This window comes from Pseudoalteromonas marina (genome assembly GCF_000238335.3).
In the GTDB taxonomy this organism is placed as follows: domain Bacteria; phylum Pseudomonadota; class Gammaproteobacteria; order Enterobacterales; family Alteromonadaceae; genus Pseudoalteromonas; species Pseudoalteromonas marina.
Map to the genome: position 1 here is coordinate 363,194 of NZ_AHCB03000006.1, position 19,000 is coordinate 382,193.

The following is a 19,000-nucleotide window of genomic DNA, read 5'->3' on the forward strand; positions in this document are numbered from 1 at the left end:
TAAATCCTTTATTTTGTCTCAGCCACAGGGCTACCTAATAGATCCGTGTGAACATAAATTATTCTTTTACCTGGCTCAATAACGTTAAATATTACTGAGCGTATATCACTATCTAAGTCGCCACTTTTGGTTGCGTAAGTACATACCTTTTTGCTTTTATTTATGTATATTGGATCAAAATATAAAAGCCATGGCTCTGATGAGTAACAACTCTTTTCTTTCTCAACTAGCCTAAACCAAACTTGTCCTGAGCTGTGAGATATTTCAAATGATGAGCCTTTTACTAAATCTCCACCATTTGGCTTAAAATACGGCGAACCTAACTTCACTTTACGTTTAATTTCTGGGCTATATAAATAGGGTGAATAAGTAGTTTGATCTGTAGAATTATTAACCCTTTTAGCCCTTACTCTAAATTTAATTGTCGAAAACGGAAAAGAACTGTAGGTATAGTAATTATGTGGTGAGTTACTTATTAACCTGTAGGAATTATTGTTCAGTTCAGATACTTCAACATCAATACTAAAACTAAAATGACCACGGCTACGCATATCGTACGAGTAAAGACTTCCTTGAGGTGGGAATATAGGAGATGGTACCGTGATTTCTCCTTCTAATGCCCAATCCCATGAAATCTTTAAGGCATCATTGTCTTGTACATATTTAAAATTAGTCGGAGCTGTTACCCCTTGGCTTGGAGGTGTAGGGGTTATAGGAATAGGATCTGGTGGATATACTGGCCCGCCTGTATAGGGTGGTAAATTAAAAACCCCACTGGCCTTAGCCCCTTCTGCATAAAACAATAAAAATAAACATACTATTAAAACTTTAATCTTCACACTTACTCTCTGTACACAAAAAAGAAACATAATAACATAAATAAGGTACAGAAAGTAAAGCGAACAATTACTTATAAACAATAAAACCTGTAGCCTAGCACTAAAAAACGAGCCTATTTTGGCTCGTTTTTCTTTTACTGATAGCTGACAACTAAAAACTGACCGCTTCGCTATGATTCCGGCTCATACCCCAAGTTAGGCGATAGCCACCTTTCGGCCTCTGCGAGCGTCATATTAGTTCGCTTGGCGTAGTCTTCTACCTGATCCTTTTGCACAGCGGCTACGGCGTAGTATTTTGCCTCTGGGTGTGAGAAATACCAGCCCGAAACAGCAGCTCCTGGCCACATTGCATATGAGCTGGTGAGCTGCATGCCAATGCGTTTTTCGGTATCGAGTAACTGCCAAATTTTCTTTTTCTCGGTGTGCTCTGGGCACGCAGGGTAACCCGGCGCTGGGCGAATGCCTTGGTAGTTTTCGCGAATTAGCTCATCGTTACAGAGGTTTTCATCGGGTGCGTAACCCCAATACTCTTTACGCACTTGTTCGTGCAGGTATTCAGCAAACGCTTCTGCGAGCCTGTCGGCAACCGCTTTTATCATTATTTTATTGTAGTCGTCTTGCTGTGCGTCGAACGCATTGGCTAGGTCGTCTTCTTCTAAACCGCCCGTTACTGCAAACGCGCCAAAGTAATCAGGTGTACCTTTTGGCGCAATGTAGTCAGCTAAACAATAGTTAGCAAAGTCGGTTTTTTCAGTTTGCTGGCGTAAATGGCACGAGGTGTTTAACAGTTCTTTACGGGTTTCGTCGGTGTAAATTTCTATGTCATCGCCCACGCGGTTTGCAGGGAATAAACCTATTACACCTAAAGGTTGCAAAGTACCTGACTTTTCGAGGTCGTCGAGCATGTCGTTAGCGTCTTTAAATAAGCTACGTGCTTGCTCACCAACGACTTCATCGTCCATTATGCGCGGATATTTACCGGCGATTGACCACGTCATAAAGTATGGGGTCCAATCTATGTATTTACGTAACGTGGCTGTTGATACATTTTTAAATTCGGTCACGCCCAGCTTTTTAGGCACTGGTGGCGTGTAGTTATCCCAATCAAGCTTGGCTGCGTTATCGCGAGCGCGCTGTATGGTAACCGGTTTTGAACGTGGTTTTTTGCGCGCTTGTTGCTCGCGCACTTTTACGTACTCGGCTTTTGTTTTTTCTAAAAAAGCTGGTTTTAGCTCTTTAGATAACAAGCTCGATACCACGCCCACCGCACGGCTGGCGTTATTTACATACACTACGCCTTTGTCGTACTGCGGCTCAATTTTAACGGCAGTATGCGCTTTAGAGGTAGTAGCGCCGCCAATCATAAGTGGGAGTTCAAAACCTCGGCGGGTCATTTCTTTGGCTACGTGTACCATTTCGTCAAGCGATGGGGTAATTAAACCCGAAAGGCCGATTATGTCGGCTTTTTCGTCAATGGCTGTTTGCAGTATTTTTTCGGCAGGTACCATTACACCTAAGTCGATTACTTCGTAGTTATTACATTGCAGTACTACGCCTACAATGTTTTTACCTATGTCGTGCACGTCCCCTTTTACGGTGGCCATAACCACTTTACCGTTAGTGGCACCTTCTTCTTTTTCGGCTTCAATAAATGGGTCTAGGTAAGCCACTGCGCGCTTCATAACGCGGGCCGATTTAACAACTTGCGGTAAAAACATTTTACCTGCGCCAAATAAATCCCCTACCACGTTCATGCCATCCATGAGTGGCCCTTCAATCACATGAATAGGTTTATCGGCAGCTGCGCGGCACTCTTCGGTATCTTCATCTATAAAGGTGGTAATGCCTTTTACAAGAGCGTGCTCTAAGCGTTTTTCAACAGGCCATGTGCGCCATTCTAAATCTTCTACGCGTTCGGCTTGTGCCATACCCGAAAACTTAGGCGCTATTTCTACAAGGCGCTCACCTGCACCGGGGTCGGTGTTAAGGATTACATCTTCTACTGCTTTGCGAAGTTCCTCGGGGATGTCGTCGTAAACCGCGAGTTGCCCTGCGTTTACAATACCCATATCCATACCCGCTTTTATTGCGTGGTATAAAAACACCGAGTGAATGGCTTCACGCACGGGGTTATTCCCTCTAAACGAAAACGAGACATTAGACACCCCACCCGACACTTTACAGTGGGGTAAGTTTTGCTTAATGCGGCGTGTGCCTTCTATAAATTCTACGGCGTAATTGTCGTGCTCTTCTATACCGGTGGCCACGGCAAATATATTAGGGTCAAATATAATATCTTCCGGCGGGAAGCCAATCTCTTCGACTAATATTTTGTAGCTGCGTGCACAGATTTCGTATTTGCGGTCTGCGGTGTCGGCTTGGCCGTCGGTATCAAACGCCATAACAACAGCAGCTGCACCAAAACGTTTAATAATTTTAGCTTGGTGTTTAAACGGCTCCTCCCCTTCTTTAAGCGATATTGAGTTAACAATAGCCTTGCCTTGAATACACTTTAAGCCTGCTTCTATTACTTCCCATTTAGAAGAGTCGACCATAATAGGTACTTTAGAAATATCAGGCTCTGAGGCAATTAAATTTAAAAACTTCACCATGGCCGCTTTTGAGTCCAGCATGGCTTCGTCCATGTTGATATCAATAACCTGGGCGCCGTTTTCTACTTGTTCGCGGGCAACATTCAGGGCGGTCTCGTAATCTTCTTCCATGATTAAGCGTTTAAACATGGCAGAGCCGGTTACGTTGGTACGCTCGCCGACATTGGTAAATACTGCAATTTGTTGGGTCATTGGCGGCTCCTTAATTTAAGTTACAGGCTTCAAGGCCTGATAAACGCATGCGAACATCAAGCTCTGGCAATGCGCGAGGTTTCACCCCTTCAAGCCCTTTAGCAAACGCACGAATATGCCCAGGCGTTGTACCACAGCAACCACCCACAATATTAATAAAGCCCGATTTGCCCCAATCTATAATCTCGGCTGCCATATCGCCCGCTTCTAGGTCGTACTCACCAAATTCGTTAGGCAAACCGGCATTGGGGTGCACTGAGGTAAATGTTTCGCATACGCGCGAAAGCTCTTCTACGTATTGGCGCAGTAAATCTGGCCCAAGGGCACAGTTAAGGCCAATTGAAATAGGCTTTATATGGCGAATAGAATTATAAAATGCTTCGGTTGTTTGCCCCGAAAGCGTACGCCCTGAGGCATCGGTAATAGTGCCCGAGATCATTACGGGTAATGTGCGCTCGGCTTGCTCAAAGGCTTCTTCTACTGCGAATGAGGCGGCTTTTGCATTTAGGGTGTCGAATATGGTTTCAATAAGTATTAAATCAGCGCCGCCTTCCATTAATGCAAGGGTAGACTCTACATACGCAGTAACCAGCTTATCAAACGTTACGTTACGGTAACCTGGGTCGTTTACATCTGGCGAGATAGAACAGGTTTTAGATGTTGGCCCTAAAACCCCCGCTACATAGCGTGGTTTTTCTGGATTTTTAGCGGTGAACTCGTCACATATAGCACGCGCGAGTTTTGCCGACTCTAAGTTTACCTCACGGCTTATACTTGCCATGTCGTAATCTTCCATCGAAATGGTGGTTGAGTTAAAGGTATTGGTTTCAATAATATCTGCACCGGCAGTTAAAAAGCCGCGGTGTATATCGGTTATTAACTCTGGCTTAGTGAGGCTTAATAAATCGTTATTACCTTTAATTAGCACGTGCCAATCTTTAAAACGCTCGCCTCGGTAGTCTTCTTCTTCAAGTTTATGAGTTTGGATCATAGTGCCCATAGCGCCGTCTAAAATTAAAATACGCTCTTTAAGCGCTTCACTTAGTTCGGCTTGTTTGTTGGCGGCTGTATTATTCGGCATAGTTGTTAGTCCTCACATCTTGGCTAACTAAATTAATATCATACGGTGTGGTTTGATACACGTAGTAATTTAACCAGTTCGAAAAAAGTAAAAAAGCATGGCTTTGCCACGTTTTTGACGGTTGCTTGCTTGCATCATCATCGGGAAAATAGTTTTCAGGTTTTGGCGCATCTGGGCTTTTTTGTAAATCACGCTCATACTCCCCTTTTAGGGTGTCGGCATCGTATTCTGGGTGGCCTGTTATAAATACTTGGCTACCCGATTTGTTTTTTAATAAGTAAGCACCCACTCGCTCAGAGCCTGCTAATACAACGAGATCGTCACACGCATTTATTTTTTTTATATCAATGTGCCCATAACGTGAGTGTGGTACTAAAAAGGTATCGTCAAAACCGCGGGTTAATGCCCCGTGTTTAAAGTGGCATTGGTGAGTAAATACGCCACACAGCTTATTGGGTTTTAAGTCGCGCTTTAAATTGTAGCTATGGAATAGCGCTGCATGAGCCGCCCAACACGAAAACAACGTAGAGGTAACGTGCTGCTCTGCCCAATCAATAATGACTTTAAGCTCTTCCCAGTAGGCAACATCTTCATACTCTAAATGCGCAAGCGGTGCGCCTGTAACAATAAGCGCATCGTAGTTGTTATTTTTTACCTCTGAAAAATAGCGATAAAAGGTATCTAGGTGTTCTTCTGAGTTATTACTGCTACGGTGAGTGTCTAGGCGCAGCAGCTCTACGTTTACTTGCAAAGGAGAATTTGCAAGTAAGCGAATAAACTGAACTTCGGTTTCTACTTTATTAGGCATTAAATTTAATATAGCCAAACGCATTGGGCGGATTTCTTGCGTTTTTGCACGGCTTTTTGGCATTACGAATACGTTCTCTTGGCGCAAACGTGCAATGGCTGGAAGCTCATCCTTTACGGTAATTGGCATATTTTTAACTCCTACTCATAAAAACTTGTGCTAATTATGAACTGAAAGCAAAAAATATCAACCTCTAGATGTATAGATGTCTAAATGAATTTATTCATTATTACTTAAGTATGTGGCAAGCAATGAGTCACTCCCTTAAAAAGAGGCTTAACTCACTGCATTTAAAATAATGAACTAATTATTGCCCACTAATATTAAATTTTGCTGAGGGGGAATTAAATACTCAGCGCCGTTTTTGGTAATTACAGCCATTTCTTCAACAGAAATGGTTTTAAACTCGGTGTTGTTTAAAGGCCAACTAAAAAAGCCATCAAAAGCAAACACCATTCCTTCTTTAAGTTTACGATGAGCAGCAGGCCTTACTTGGGCACTGCGAGAGCCACCTAAATTGGGCCCGGTATCGTGTGCAACATACCCAACTGGATGGCCGGTACTCCATGGCACAGGTTCTGAGTTGTATTTATTCATTAATACGGTTTGAGCTTGATCCACGTCTATCCCCCTTACGCCGGGTTTCATTGCATTAAATGCGGCAAAACCGCTATCTCGGGCATTAATCCAATATTGCTGAATGTTGGCTGGTGCAGAGGTTTCCCCTTCTTTAAGTACATAAGCAAAACGCTGAATGTCACTTACCCAGCGATTGTAGAGCTTTACGCCAAAATCAATTTGAATTACGTCGCCAGGCATAATGACTTTATTTGTAGAATGCGAATGCCCGCGGTCAGGGCCTGAATTTACGTTAGGATTTTGGTCGGCAGCCCATGCATCGGTTACACCTCGAGCTTTCATTTTAGCTTTTAAAAATTTAGCTACATCGGCATCGGTGGTTTTACCCGGAATAATAGTTTTATAAGCCTCTATTTGCCACGTTGCTGAAAGCATTGCGGCCTCTTTCATTATTTCAACTTCAGCAGGTAACTTAATTGAAAGCCATTGATAAACGACTTCTTCAGACGATACGAGCTTTGCTGTTTGCTTTGCGCCTAATAAGTTAGTTAATTGCTTGTATTGCGAGTGCGATAACCCATCTGCCTGTGCATTAAGATCAGAGACATTTATTGCTATACGCTCAAAGGGTTGTTTTTTTATAAACTCAGCCGCGTATTTTAACGCAGACACACTGCGTGGCACCGAGATCACTTTTTCATGTATGTTTAGCTCGTCGAGTGCTTTTGCTTCGCTTGAAGGTGAGTAGGCTACCGAATGAAACGCCCCTTTATTAAAATAAAATAAATATGCCGCTGGCGAACCTGCGTTTTCACAGCCAATATGATCAGCCAATGGGTCGATGTTATTTTCTCTACAAACAATAAGCCAAGCATCTACCTTAGCTGCTTTTAAAGCGTTTGGCAGGAGTTTATTTATTCTTTGTTTTCTTATTTCGGGCCAAGGAGAATCGACTGCGTTAGCTTTGGGGGTTGTGGTAAATAACGTAAGCAAAGCCAACATTATTATTACTTTTTGTATAGTCATGGGTTTTTCTTATTTTTACTATGGTTTAAATACGTTAGCACACCCAAATAAAACTATACATTTAACGAGATAAAACGATAAAGATATATTCCCACCCGCCATTCGTTGACTGTTTCACCTCTCAACAACTACAATACAACATTAAAATTTTTATTATTATTTGAAGGCTTTCCTCCATGGTTTTACCTGATAAGTTTATTTTCTCGATGAGTCGAGTATCTAAAGTTGTGCCGCCTAAGCGTACAATTTTAAAAGATATTTCATTGCACTTTTTTCCTGGCGCCAAAATTGGTGTACTTGGTTTAAATGGTTCTGGTAAATCATCATTGCTACGTATTATGGCCGGTGTTGACCAAGACTTTGAAGGTGAGGCACGCCCTCAGCCTGGTACTAAAATTGGTTACTTACCACAAGAACCAGTACTAGACGAAAGCAAAACAGTACGAGAAATAGTTGAAGAAGCTGTTGGCGAGGTAAAACACGCCCTTAATCGCCTTGACGAGGTGTACAACGAGTACGCAATGGAAGGTGCTGACTTTGACGCACTGGCTAAAGAACAAGGTGAATTAGAAGCAGTTATTCAAGCGCACGATGGTCATAATATCGATAACGTACTAGAGCGCGCTGCAGATGCACTTCGCTTACCTGAGTGGGATGCTAAAATTGAGCACCTTTCAGGTGGTGAACGCCGCCGTGTTGCTATTTGTCGTTTGTTACTCGAAAAACCAGACATGCTTATTCTTGATGAACCAACTAACCACTTGGATGCTGAGTCGGTTGCATGGTTAGAGCGCTTCTTACATGACTACGAAGGCACTGTTGTGGCAGTAACGCATGACCGTTACTTCCTTGATAATGTTGCTGGCTGGATATTAGAGCTTGACCGTGGTGAAGGTATTCCATGGGAAGGTAACTACTCTTCTTGGCTTGAACAAAAAGACGCGCGCTTACAGCAAGAACAAAAATCTGAAAAAGCACGTCAAAAATCAATTGCGCAAGAACTTGAATGGGTGCGTTCAAACCCTAAAGGTCGTCAGGCTAAGTCTAAAGCACGTATGGCGCAGTTTAGCGAGCTACAACAATCAGATTACCAAAAACGTAACGAAACAAACGAGCTATTTATTCCACCTGGCCCACGTTTAGGCGACCAAGTATTAGAAGTTACTAACTTACGTAAAAGCTTTGGCGACCGCGTATTAATAGACGACTTAAGCTTTACAATGCCTAAAGGCGCTATTGTGGGCATTATTGGTGCCAACGGCGCGGGTAAATCTACACTATTTAAAATGTTAAGTGGCGAAGAGCAGCCAGATAGCGGCAGTGTTAACGTTGGTGAAACCGTACAACTAGCAACGGTTGATCAGTTCCGCGACGATATGGACGAAAGCAAAACAGTTTTTCAAGAAATATCTGACGGACAAGACGTTTTAAAAATTGGTAACTTTGAATTCCCAAGCCGTGCTTACGTTAGCCGTTTTAACTTTAAAGGTAACGATCAGCAAAAGTTTGTAAAAGACTTATCGGGCGGTGAGCGTAACCGTTTACACCTTGCTAAATTATTAAAAGCCGGTGGTAACGTAGTGCTACTGGATGAGCCAACCAATGATCTAGACGTTGAAACACTTCGTGCGCTTGAGAATGCTATTTTAGAATTCCCAGGTTGTGTAATGTGTATATCGCATGACCGTTGGTTCCTTGACCGAATTGCTACGCACATTTTAGATTACCGCGACGAAGGAAAAATTAACTTTTTCGATGGTAACTATACTGAATACGAAGAGTGGCTCAAAAAGACCTACGGTGCAGAAGCTGCACAACCTAAGCGTATAAAATACAAAAAAATTGGTTAATAGCTAAATTAACTGAAATACCTTTAAAACCCTGCTTTTCGCAGGGTTTTTTTATGCCTTAAATAAACTATGTGTGTTTGTAGCTAGCAACTGTGTAATTTAAAGCTATGCTTATACCAATTTTATTTAAAAATATTATGCATTTGATTGATGTTGAATCACTCGCTAACTAAATAAAAAATTATTCACATAGAACAACCATATGCCGTAATTTTAGTGATTATTAATGAGTTGTTTTATTCGCACTATTACTGAACACTAATTTAATGCTATTGATATTACTAAAAAAACAATAAGGCAGAGTCATGCAAGAACGTCGTCAATTTTCACGTATTTTATTTTCAACCGATGCGCACATAATTTTTCAAGAAAATGAGTACCCATGTACCTTGCTTGATATTTCATTGCACGGCGCGTTAGTCAGTAAATGTGATGTGTTAAATGATCAAATAGAAAATGATGCCATACTGCGTTTTATTTTACCCGACAGCGAAATTGAAATAAAAATGGAGACAACGATTTGCCATGTAGAAGCCAATCACATTGGTTTAAAGTGTAAGCATATTGATATTGATAGTATTACCTATCTAAAAAGACTCATTGAACTCAACTTAGCGGACGATGAATTACTTCACCGCGAATTAGCCATGCTTATTCACGACTCACAAAAATAGACACTTTGAGGGGAGTTGATTACCATAGGGAAAACTTTATAGCCTGTGTGAATATGACTCTAAACCCTCATTTACCGTTAGTGTACCATCCAAACTACTCGTTTAGTTTTGATCCTAAGCACCGATTTGCAATGAGTAAGTTTGCTAATCTATACGCACACGTTAAAAAACTAGGCTTAGTTGGTAATAACCTCACACAACCTGTTTTAGGCTCTCCCGAGCCTTTAGAGTTAGTGCATTGCGACAACTACATTCACGATTTATGGAACAACCGCTTAGACGATAAAGCCATGCGTCGTATAGGATTACCTTGGTCAGCTCAATTGATGGCGCGCACATTTACTGCCCCGCAGGGCACATTACAAACCGCTCGCTTAGCGCTAAAACACGGCATAGCCTGTCACCTAGCAGGAGGCACGCACCATGCGCACTTTGATTTTGGCTCAGGATATTGCATGGTGAATGACTTAGCCTTTACCACCCAGACCTTGATTAATAGCGGCGAAGTAACCAACGTGCTTATTTTTGATTTAGACGTACATCAAGGTGATGGCACCGCTGCTATGCTTGCGCATCAGCCCTATGCTTATACCTGTTCAATACACTGCGAAAAAAACTTCCCGTTTAGGAAATCGGCTAGCGATTTAGATATTGGCTTAGCAAATCATATGCAAGATGCCGAATACTTAGCCATTGTTGACGATACCTTAAGCTACCTACTTAAAGAACTAAACCCAAGCTTAGTACTGTACGATGCCGGTGTAGATATTTGGCAAAACGATGGCTTAGGTAAATTAGATATAAGTTGGGATGGGATAGCTAAACGCGATCATTTGGTTTTAAAACGCTGCCTTGAGCACAACATACCAGTAGCAACTGTTATTGGTGGCGGTTACGATAAAGATCATCTTCGCCTTGCACAGCGCCATGGCATTGTAGTTGAACAAGCAGCACGCTTTTAATATGAAATAAAAACTTAATATTGTCGTTCTTATTTGCTAACTAGAATAAAAACGACACCACAATGAAACACATTTTTATAGTTATAACACTTACCATTTTAAGTTTTGCGGTATTTGCAGAGCAATCTATTCAAGACTCAAACCATCCTGAACTCCCTGCCTTAACATTAAACATGGCCGATGGTACAAGTATAAAAACACAAAACCTATTAGGCGAACCTTATATTCTGCACTTTTGGGCTACATGGTGTCCTTATTGCAAAAAGTTACAACCCGCCCTTCAAAAAATACACGACATGGGCTTAAACGTAATAGCTGTAAGTTTTAAAGAAGATGATAACGCCTCCCCCGCAAAAGCATTAACCAATAGGGGTTATACATTTAAAACCGCAATACAAGCAGATAAAATTGCGGCACAACTAGGAATACACGGCACACCCACTACGTTATTTATAAATGAAAAAGGCCATGTTGTTTGGGCTACTAATTCATCAGACCCAGATAATGCAAATATACATTTGAAAGCCCGCACTCTACTAAACTCAATTAAAGCTAAATAGCTTAATAATTAAGGGAGTTAATGCGCATTAAAATATGAGTTATATAAACTTTATACTACAATTTAAGCTCATAAATTAATTGGGGTTATTATGCGTTTACTATTTACTTTATTGTTGCTTTTGCTAAGTACTACAGCGTTTGCTGAAGAAGAAAAAGTAGAACTTCCACCATTAGATCCTAGCTACAATGCAGTTCACCCAATGGCACTAGTTAATAGAGGGTCTTCTATTTTTGCTATTAATCTTCCTTCTTATAGATCGCCACATGACTTGCAAGTTGTTTACGAAGTTAAAAATTCAAACGTTGCTTTTTTAAACTTTGCGAAAAATGCCGACATGATCACTATTAAGCCGCAAAAGTTTAATATTCAACATTTAATGCGCGGGGATGAAATAACAATTACAGCCGACATTTACGAAGGTGATTACCGCCAAGGGGGCACTTTAATTTATGAAGCTAAACAACTTGAGCTCGATAAGCAACTGTACGCCAGAGAACTTAATGAGCTAAGCGAATCTTCGCAATGGCATGAGTACGATATGATTGAGCTAAATGGTACAGAGCGTATTTATGTACATAAAATTCAAAAAGCACCAAGCTTCAACCACCTAATTTTTGTGGACTTGGTTAATGCCTGTATGCAGAAAGTTCGCACATCAAAACGAGTTCCTCCTGAAAACGAACTTACTTATAAATTTATAAACTGCGGAACCTTAAAGCCTCTTTTTTACGATGGCGAAAGTTTACTTAAATAAGCTAGTAAACATGTTTAGCAATTAACTCAAGCCCTTCTCGCGCGGCATGAGTTGATTGCCCTGCAAATCCCAACCGTATATAACTTTGCTTTTTTGGTATTAGGCTACGCGCGGCTTCTTGATAATAAAATTCAGGCTCTGCTTGAATATAAACTCCCTGCATTTGCAATGCGCTTTTTAAGCCATGCACTGGTTTGTTTAAATTAACCCACATAGCCATACCACCATCAGGTTTTACATATTCTATTGGTAAACCCTTTGATTGCATAAGGCTTAACTCGTTGTCCATTGCCTCGAATCTTTTCTTGTAGAGCTTGGTCATTCGCTTTAAGTGCGTCTCAAAACTCCCTTCCTTCATAAAGTGCGCTACAGCTAATTGCATAACAACATCGTTTTTATGATTCATTAACTGTTTCCAAGCACTTAGCTGCGCAATAACCTCTGGCGGTGCACAAATGTAGCCTATTCGAGCTGCAGAAAACATAATTTTAGAGAAAGTAGAGAGGTAAATTACAATACCGGCTGGGTCATCTGCTGCCATAGGCTGTAGTGGCTGACATTTATAGTGAAACTCATGATCGTAGTCATCTTCTATGATCATCACGCCATACTTATAACACAGCTGATAAATTTGCATACGCCGTGTAGGCGATAAAGTTACGGTTGTCGGATATTGATGCAGTGGAGTTAAGTACAGCATTTTAATTGAGTATCGACTAAGTTGTGCTTTTAAATCGTCAACACAAAGACCATGCTCATCTTGTTTTATATCTACTAATTGTGCACCGCATGCCGCAAAAGCTTTACGAGCTGGCGGATAACCTAACGTCTCAACCGCGACAAAATCACCTTTATTTATAAAAGCTTTTGAAATTAAAAATAATGCTTCCTGAGAGCCATTACATATTAGTAAATCAGTTACTTTAAGGTTACGTGCTTTGTGTAAATAGCTGCTTACTTGTTGCTTTAGCTCACTTACTCCGCTTATATCACCATAGTGAAACTTACTGGTATCTGCATGATTAAAGACATAACTTAAAGAGCGTTTAAATTGTTTATATGGAAAGCAATTAAGATCAGGAAGCCCTCCTGCAAAGTTATATTTGAAATCACTTAGGTTCATAGCAGGCGCAGGCACTGCTAACTCCTTGGCAAATTTATAGGGTTTAGGCGTTACAATAGGTACTTGCTTAGTATTAGCACTGCTTTGAATTGGTAGGGTTTGGGTTACCTTATATCCTGAGCGCTCATGAGACTCAACCCAGCCTTCAGCTACTAATAGCTGTAAAGCATTCATTATTGTATGGCGGTTTAGCTGGTAGGTTTGCGCCATTTTTCTGGCTGAGCTGAGCTTAGTGCCTACCGCAATATCGCCTTTAATAATTGCGCTACGAAGTGCTTGCGCTAGCTGCAAATACTTTGCTTTGCGCTGCTCATTAAACTCAATATTCAGCGGCTGCATATGCTTCCTTAATCTGGTATAGGTAAAAGTTACATTCTGGTTGTTTTTACCAACCCAAATAAGCGTACATTTGTTGCTCACAAATTGCAAAAATGGAGCCAATAATGTTTACTCTGCAAACACATAAAACAAACAAGGTCATTTTAGAGCCATTAAACCATAAGCACCTAAATGGATTATATAAAGCGGGCCAGCACCCTGATGTATGGCAGTGGGTATTAAGCAATTACACTAAAAGCCCTGAAATATTAAAAGAATGGTTTTTAACTCAGGCGCAATTTAATAAAAACGAGCAAGTTGTTTTCGCCATTATTGATAAAAACACACAGCAAGTAGTGGGCACAACACGGTTATTTAAGTTAGATACACATAATTTAAGCGCTGAAATTGGTCATACATTTATTAGTAATGACTGGCAGCGTACTTACATAAATTCACATGCTAAATACTTATTACTTAATTACGCATTTGAAAAGCTAGGTTTAGTGCGTATTTCATTTAATACCCACGAAAATAATAAAAAATCACGCAATGCAATTACGCGCTTAGGTGCACGTTTTGAAGGTGTGGCTCATAAAGATAGATTACTAAGTGATGGTAGCTTTAGAAGCACAGCAAAATTTAGCATAGTCGATGAGCAATGGCCGGATATAAAATCACAACTAGAGAGGAGGCTTTAATGTACCCTCCGATGCATTTTCAAGAACATAATATTAAACGTTTGCAGACTTTAGTTGAGCAGTTCCCTCTAGCGAGTATTTTAATGCCTTGCTCGCAAAGTGACTTAAATAATGTATGTCGAGTGCCTGTATTATATGAACACTCACGCGATGTATTTATTGCACACGTCGCAAAAAGTAACCCGCTAACGTACTGCGCTGGGCAGTCTATAAAATTATTATTTAACGGTGAAAACTGTTATCTATCTCCTTCGTATAGTAATAATAAAACTCTGCCAAGCTGGCTTTACTGCTCGTTAGAGGTACTTGCCAAGGTTGAAATAGTTGAGTGTAATAATCAAAAACATCATATTATGCAGAGACTAACATCGCATTTTGAAGAAAGTTTTGAGCCAAAATGGCAACTAAATGAAATACCAATCCAGTTACGTGAACAGCTTTACCAGCAACTATGCTTTATAAATTTTAAACCTATTCATTGGAGCGGTAATTTTAAACTAAGCCAAAACAAGCCTGAAGGTATAAGAATGGAAATTAAGAAAAGTTTAGTTAAAGCCAAAAAGCATACTATTGCTGATATGTTTTAGTTTATTATTTACACGTTTTGCAGCGTTTTTATGATGAAAGAAGCATAGGTAGAGTAAAAATAAAAACGGCTTAAACTCAATATAATTGAATTTAAGCCGTTTACACACTAATAATATCTTCACACACAATATAAAGATTCTGGTTTTAGACTGCGTGGCAATTGTAGGGAAATAAAAACAACCCAAGCTAAGTCACCACCGAACTTGAGTTGCCTTTCACACTGACAACATCTTCACACACAATATAAAGATTCTGGTTTAGATTGCGTGGCAATTGTAGGTAAATAAAAACAACCCAAGCTAAGTCACCACCGAACTTGAGTTGCCTTTCACACTGACAACATCTTCACACACAATATAAAGATTCTGGTTTAGATTGCGTGGCAATTGTAGGGAAATAAAAACAACCCAAGCTAAGTCACCACCGAACTTGAGTTGCCTTTCACACTGACAACATCTTCACACACAATATAAAGATTCTGGTTTAGATTGCGTGGCAATTGTAGGTAAATAAAAACAACCCAAGCTAAGTCACCACCGAACTTGAGTTGCCTTTCACACTGACAACATCTTCACACACAATATAAAGATTCTTTGTGTTAGTTAAACACTAACGAATTCTGGCCATTGCCTATAAACACATTTTACTTTGCTAAAGCTACTGATTAAGCTCTTAGCCGTGTCTATGGGTTAACTTTAGAGTTATTACTCAAATTTCACAAGCGATAAAAATAAACCTGATAGATGAAAAAAACTAAACTATAGACCTTAGTCTAATAGCCATGCTTTTAAGTAACGAAATATTTGCCTGTAAGGCACTCGGTAAATCTTTACTCTATTAGGCATAAAACAACTCAATGCCCCTGTATGAAACTAAGTAAACCATTATTCTTTAATGCTATTTATGACTGAACCAGTCTGTTTCTTATTAAGTAAAATGAATTTTTAAGCGGGATTTGTATTATTTCACTGAACAGCAGGCACAAAAAAAGCGCTATAAAAGCGCTTTTTGTTTAAAAAAAATATTTAAATTATTTGGTTTTCTTTCCAAGCTTGCTCTTTAGCTAAGCGCTTTTTTCGCTTGTCACAAGGATCATCGCAATCACAGGCTTTATCGATGCCTACCGAGCCTAATCCACCGCAGCTGCTGGCCATCGATTTTCTTTGCACGATCATACCTACAGCCATTGCTGTAACAATTAAAATTAGTAAGCCAAAAGTAAGAAAAAAAAGTGACATTGCTTAGCCCCTATTGATCAGCAATAAATTAAGCCCAAACTATTTTTGAGCAGTTAATATTATATACCCAACCTCTATGGAAATAAACCAGCTTTGAATACTTACAAGTAGGGTTCAAATGCAGGGCTTGAATACGTAACTAAGCCATCAGGCGATTTAGCAATTAAATACACTGCTAAGTTATTAGCTTGTGCATAAGCTTGTGCTTTTTCCATACCCATAACTGTTAAAGCAGTTGCTAAGCCATCTGCGGTCATTGCACTTGGGTGTAATACTGTTACAGAAACTAAGTCGTGCTTAATTGGCATTCCTGTTACAGGGTCAATCAAATGGGTGTATGTTTCGCCATCCATTATATAAAAGATACGGTAATCCCCAGATGTAGCAATTCCCATAGTGCCTGGTAGTAAAATTCGGTGCACTTCACGCTTACCTGGCTCTGCATCTGGTTGTTCTATTGCAATTACCCAGCCTTGTCCATTTGGCTTTTCGCCAGACATACGCAGCTCACCGCCAATCTCAACCATGTAATTAGTAATGCTATGGCTTTCTAGTAATTGCGCTACTTTGTCTATGCCGTACCCTTTAGCAGTTGCAGAAAATGATAGTTCTAGTCCATCAACTGTTTTTGCTAGACCTTGTTCATTTAATACAAGCTTATCTACACCAATATTTGCAACCATTGCCTGAAGCTCATCATCAGTGGGTCGTTTGGTCGGCTTTTTATCAGGGCCAAATCCCCATAAATCAATCAATGGTCCCATTGTTACATCAAGTGTATTAGTAGACTCACCGATACGAATGGATTCGCTTATAACAGCTCTGAAGCCTTCACTTATTGGCATAAATTGATTTGCAGGCAAGCGATTAAATGTATTTATCTCCGAGTCTTTGATGTATGTAGACATAGACTGGTTTACGTCGACTAATACAGCATCTATTTGTTCTTGTATTTGAAGAGCAGATATTGCCTCTTGCTCGTCATAATATTTAATATGATAGGTAGTCCCCATGGTTTTACCTTCTAAATAGGTTTCCTTTGGGACCGATTCTGCGCATCCAGATAACAGTAAAGTCAGCGTAATGATAAATAAGGCGATTATGCCCTGGGGAGTATTTACTTTGTTCATAACAACCCTACTTAATAGGTTAAAAATTAATATATAAGAATAAAAAAACCTCGTAACACAGAGTGCTACGAGGCTGATATTTTAACCAAAACTAATCTGTTTTGATATGCGTGTTAGCCACCGAAATCATCTAATAAGATATTTTCGTCTTCAACACCTAAGTCTTTAAGCATATTGATAACTGCCGCGTTCATCATTGGAGGACCACACATGTAGAACTCACAATCTTCCGGCGCTTCGTGGTCTTTAAGATAGTTCTCAAATAACACGTTATGGATAAAGCCAGTATAGCCTTCCCAGTTATCTTCAGGTTGTGGATCTGAAAGCGCTGTGTGCCAAACGAAGTTATCGTTTTCAGCAGCTAGGCCGTCAAAATCTTCAACGTAGAACATTTCACGCTTAGAACGCGCACCATACCAAAAACTCATTTTACGCTTAGAATTTAAACGTTTAAGTTGGTCAAAGATATGTGAACGCATTGGTGCCATACCTGCACCACCACCTACAAATACCATTTCAGCGTCAGTTTCTTTAGCGAAGAACTCACCAAATGGACCTGAAATAGTCACCTTGTCACCTTCTTTAAGTGACCAAATGTACGATGACATTTTACCACAAGGTAGGCTTAGGTTTCTTGGCGGCGGCGTAGCGATACGCACGTTAAGCATGATGATGCCTTCTTCTTCTGGGTAGTTAGCCATTGAGTAAGCACGAATTGTTTCTTCGTCTACTTTTGACTCCAGGTCAAAGAAACCAAAATGATTCCAGTCGCCACGATACTCTTCAGGAACATCGAAATCGGCGTATTTAACATGGTGAGCTGGTGCTTCTATTTGGATGTAACCACCCGCACGGAAAGGCACTGATTCGCCATCTGGAATTTGTAGCTTAAGTTCTTTAATGAAAGTTGCTTTGTTATCGTTAGAGATAACTTCACAGTCCCATTTTTTAACACCGAAAATTGACTCTTCAAGTTCAATTTCCATGTCATTTTTAACATTTACCTGACACGCTAAACGACAACCTTCGCGGGCTTCACCTTTAGAGATGTGATCAAGTTCAGTTGGTAGAATATCGCCGCCACCTTCTTTAATGTGAACGCGACACTGACCACAAGAGCCACCGCCACCACATGCAGAAGATACGAAAATACCCGACTCAGATAGTGCACCTAATAGCTTACTACCTGCTGATGTTTTAATGGCTTTGTCTGCATCGCCATTAATACCGATGATGATATCACCGCTTGCAACTAGTTTAGACTTAGCACCAATGATGATTAAAACTAGTATTACAACGATAGCGATAAAAACACCAACGCCTAAGAAAATATCCATGATTGACCTCGCTATTATTACAGTGAAATACCAGAAAATGACATAAAGCCAAGACCCATCAAGCCAACAGTGATAAAGGTAATACCTAAACCACGTAAACCATCTGGTACGTCTGAATACTTCATTTTCTCACGGATACCTGCAAGTAATGTAATTGCAAGCGCCCAGCCCACACCAGCGCCAATACCATATACAACAGACTCGCCGAAGTTATAGTTACGCTCAACCATGAAGGCTACCGCTCCAAAGATTGCACAGTTAACTGTGATCAATGGTAAGAAAATACCTAATGCGTTGTATAGTGGTGGAAAGAACTTATCTAATGCCATTTCAAGAATTTGCACTAGTGCTGCAATAACACCAATGAAAGTTAAGAAACGTAAAAAGCTAAGATCAGCTTCTGGGTAACCAAGCCACTCAAGTGAACCTGGTGCTAATACCGCGTGGTAAACCAAGTTGTTAACTGGTACAGAAATACCAAGTACAACAATAACCGCTACGCCTAGGCCAATTGATGTAGTTACTTTTTTAGACACGGCTAAAAATGTACACATACCTAGGAAGAACGCTAAAGCTAAGTTTTCAATAAAAACGGCTTTTACAAATAAACTAATATAATGTTCCAC

The 19,000-nt window shown here is 40.3% G+C and carries 17 protein-coding genes; 7 read left to right on the forward strand and 10 right to left on the reverse strand.

Annotation, left to right across the window (positions count from 1 at the left end):
• Positions 1 to 8: 8 nt before the first annotated feature.
• The 5 genes from PMAN_RS10570 to PMAN_RS10590 form a co-directional block, all read right to left on the reverse strand.
• Complete coding sequence (locus tag PMAN_RS10570; RefSeq protein WP_010557012.1) at positions 9 to 839, reverse strand: hypothetical protein; 831 nt, start codon at positions 837 to 839, stop codon at positions 9 to 11.
• A 170-nt stretch (positions 840 to 1,009) separates the two neighbouring features.
• The gene (gene metH / locus PMAN_RS10575; protein ID WP_010557011.1) at positions 1,010 to 3,643 is read right to left on the reverse strand and encodes a methionine synthase; all 2,634 of its coding nucleotides are present in this window, start codon (positions 3,641 to 3,643) and stop codon (positions 1,010 to 1,012) included.
• Between the two features lie 10 nt (positions 3,644 to 3,653).
• On the reverse strand, positions 3,654 to 4,724 hold the full coding sequence (locus PMAN_RS10580; RefSeq protein WP_010557010.1) for a homocysteine S-methyltransferase family protein: 1,071 nt from the start codon (positions 4,722 to 4,724) through the stop codon (positions 3,654 to 3,656).
• Positions 4,714 to 5,661, reverse strand: coding sequence for a homoserine O-acetyltransferase MetA (gene metA / locus PMAN_RS10585; protein ID WP_006791480.1), 948 nt, complete (start codon positions 5,659 to 5,661; stop codon positions 4,714 to 4,716). The genes PMAN_RS10580 and metA overlap by 11 nt, the downstream gene beginning before the upstream one ends.
• 174 nt (positions 5,662 to 5,835) lie before the next feature.
• Positions 5,836 to 7,137: a M24 family metallopeptidase gene (locus PMAN_RS10590; protein ID WP_010557009.1), complete on the reverse strand. Its 1,302-nt coding sequence runs from the start codon at positions 7,135 to 7,137 to the stop codon at positions 5,836 to 5,838.
• 176 nt (positions 7,138 to 7,313) lie between these two features.
• Here PMAN_RS10590 and ettA point away from each other — a divergent pair, with 176 nt between their 5' ends.
• The 5 genes from ettA (at position 7,314) to PMAN_RS10615 (ending at position 11,939) form a co-directional block, all read left to right on the forward strand.
• Positions 7,314 to 8,987, forward strand: a complete 1,674-nt coding sequence (gene ettA, locus PMAN_RS10595; protein WP_033035741.1) for an energy-dependent translational throttle protein EttA — start codon at positions 7,314 to 7,316, stop codon at positions 8,985 to 8,987.
• 305 nt (positions 8,988 to 9,292) lie between these two features.
• A complete protein-coding gene (locus PMAN_RS10600; RefSeq protein ID WP_010557007.1) occupies positions 9,293 to 9,661 on the forward strand; it encodes a PilZ domain-containing protein in 369 nt (122 codons plus the stop codon).
• A 53-nt stretch (positions 9,662 to 9,714) separates the two neighbouring features.
• Entirely contained in the window at positions 9,715 to 10,623 is a 909-nt protein-coding gene (locus PMAN_RS10605; protein ID WP_010557006.1) for a histone deacetylase family protein, read from the forward strand.
• Between the two features lie 62 nt (positions 10,624 to 10,685).
• Positions 10,686 to 11,183, forward strand: a complete 498-nt coding sequence (locus tag PMAN_RS10610) for a TlpA family protein disulfide reductase (protein WP_010557005.1) — start codon at positions 10,686 to 10,688, stop codon at positions 11,181 to 11,183.
• A gap of 90 nt (positions 11,184 to 11,273) precedes the next feature.
• Positions 11,274 to 11,939, forward strand: coding sequence for a hypothetical protein (locus PMAN_RS10615; RefSeq protein ID WP_010557004.1), 666 nt, complete (start codon positions 11,274 to 11,276; stop codon positions 11,937 to 11,939).
• A 1-nt stretch (position 11,940) separates the two neighbouring features.
• Here the strand turns inward: PMAN_RS10615 and pdxR are convergent, their stop codons facing one another.
• Entirely contained in the window at positions 11,941 to 13,401 is a 1,461-nt protein-coding gene (gene pdxR, locus PMAN_RS10620; protein ID WP_010557003.1) for a MocR-like pyridoxine biosynthesis transcription factor PdxR, read from the reverse strand.
• Between the two features lie 104 nt (positions 13,402 to 13,505).
• On the opposite strand from pdxR, the gene PMAN_RS10625 reads away from it, so the two are divergent.
• Both PMAN_RS10625 and PMAN_RS10630 read left to right on the forward strand, forming a co-directional pair.
• Positions 13,506 to 14,081 carry a GNAT family N-acetyltransferase gene (locus tag PMAN_RS10625; RefSeq protein WP_010557002.1) on the forward strand — a complete coding sequence of 192 codons (576 nt, stop codon included), beginning with the start codon at positions 13,506 to 13,508 and terminating at the stop codon, positions 14,079 to 14,081.
• Entirely contained in the window at positions 14,081 to 14,668 is a 588-nt protein-coding gene (locus PMAN_RS10630) for an FMN-binding negative transcriptional regulator (protein ID WP_010557001.1), read from the forward strand. The genes PMAN_RS10625 and PMAN_RS10630 overlap by 1 nt, the downstream gene beginning before the upstream one ends.
• Before the next feature lie 1,026 nt (positions 14,669 to 15,694).
• On the opposite strand, the gene nqrM is transcribed toward PMAN_RS10630, so the two are convergent.
• The 4 genes from nqrM to nqrE all read right to left on the reverse strand — a co-directional run bounded on the left by nqrM (position 15,695) and on the right by nqrE (position 19,000).
• Positions 15,695 to 15,907: a (Na+)-NQR maturation NqrM gene (nqrM, locus tag PMAN_RS10635; RefSeq protein WP_010557000.1), complete on the reverse strand. Its 213-nt coding sequence runs from the start codon at positions 15,905 to 15,907 to the stop codon at positions 15,695 to 15,697.
• Positions 15,908 to 16,008: 101 nt separating this feature from the next.
• A complete protein-coding gene (locus tag PMAN_RS10640) occupies positions 16,009 to 17,037 on the reverse strand; it encodes an FAD:protein FMN transferase (RefSeq protein ID WP_008129520.1) in 1,029 nt (342 codons plus the stop codon).
• A gap of 113 nt (positions 17,038 to 17,150) precedes the next feature.
• On the reverse strand, positions 17,151 to 18,374 hold the full coding sequence (gene nqrF, locus PMAN_RS10645; RefSeq protein ID WP_010556998.1) for an NADH:ubiquinone reductase (Na(+)-transporting) subunit F: 1,224 nt from the start codon (positions 18,372 to 18,374) through the stop codon (positions 17,151 to 17,153).
• A gap of 17 nt (positions 18,375 to 18,391) precedes the next feature.
• The gene (nqrE, locus tag PMAN_RS10650) at positions 18,392 to 19,000 is read right to left on the reverse strand and encodes an NADH:ubiquinone reductase (Na(+)-transporting) subunit E (RefSeq protein ID WP_006791490.1); all 609 of its coding nucleotides are present in this window, start codon (positions 18,998 to 19,000) and stop codon (positions 18,392 to 18,394) included.